General features: G+C 46.1%; 1 protein-coding gene. It reads left to right on the plus strand.

Annotated features, from left to right (window positions below; genetic code table 11):
• Positions 1–576 precede the first annotated feature (576 nt).
• On the plus strand, positions 577–1,397 hold an 821-nt coding region (locus tag MoGM_RS01365; protein ID WP_158249537.1), incomplete at its 3' end, for a DNRLRE domain-containing protein.

The raw sequence follows: 1,397 nt of genomic DNA on the forward strand, positions 1-1,397 counted from the left end.
ACCAAACGCACACCAACGGGCATCCCGTTGCAATAAAAAGACAAGATCACCGGCCATCAAAAACCACTCTATCGCATTCCGTATCGAAGTACATATCGCACCCACAATTCTATTTTACTAAAAAACAAAGTGTCAAATCCATGACTTTATTCATACAATATGCCACCTACCACGCTACCGGCCGCCGACATATCATCATGCCCGCACCGCTTCTTTACCTTATTCCACATCACAGCCTTCAAAGGCATCATTTTTATCTTTGGCAGTGCCTTTGAAACATTTTTTATACTTATTTTTTTGATAAAAAGACATTGAAAACACTATTATCCGCCACGACACATTATATAATTTATTAACTTAGCGGCGGAAATTACTAACTGAATAATATAAAATTTAAACAAACGTTAAATCGAACTAAAACAGAAGCCGCACAGTAAACGACAGTCCCGGCTTTGCCGACAGCAGGCCAAGCGCCCTGCGGGACGTCGCTAAACAAGAAAAACAAAAATCACCAAATGTGCCCACAGGGCAAAAAGGCACATGCAAAAAACCACAATTAAAACCAAACAAAAAATTATGAAGAAATTATCTACATCTTTGCTATTGACATTGATGGCATTTCTTTTCTTCCCGTTGGTATCTCAGGCCGAGGAAACGGTACTGACACCCGCACAGACCACCGTTATACAAGCGAACGGAAAAACTGCGCAAAACGAGGAGACAGTACTCTTCAATGCCGACGCTACGGCATGGAGATGCTCACAAGCGAAAATCTCGGGGGGGGCATTTTCAAACATGCTGGCCAATTATGAAGGCTCCCCGGTAGTAATCACCAAGTTTGACGCTTCCGAGTTCATGACCGGAAAGACACTGAAAAAAGCCACACTCAAATTCTTCTCAAAGTGTACAGTGTCAGGCAAAAACTCAAACGTGCAGATAGCCCACATAGGAACAGGCTGGGACGCAACCACAGCCACATGGGCAAACACGAACAAGGCCGAAACACTCAACGCCACAGGCCTCAATGGCGACGGTGTGAATGTCAAGACCTCAAGAGTAGAACTCACGCAAGACGTCACGGAACAGCTTGCCGCATCGACTGACAACACCATCGGTTTCGGTATATTCACATACACCGGCCGTGAGCAGGAGATAACCGACATCACGCTCACAATCGAAGCCATAGACGCTTCCGCCTCATCGACATACACAGTAAAATATGTTGACGGCAACGGAAACGAGCTGAAAGAGAGCGAGACCCGCTCTGAGTCGATAGGGGCCGCCCTTGCAATCACCGACGCCGACAAAGCAAGCATCTACAACGCTGACAAGACAAAGAAATACATCTACGTAAGCGACGACGCAGAGGGCAAGACTGTCGCGGGAGACGCTTCTAC

Origin of the sequence: Prevotella sp. MGM1 (assembly GCF_002933775.1) — a bacterium.
Lineage (GTDB): Bacteria > Bacteroidota > Bacteroidia > Bacteroidales > Bacteroidaceae > Prevotella.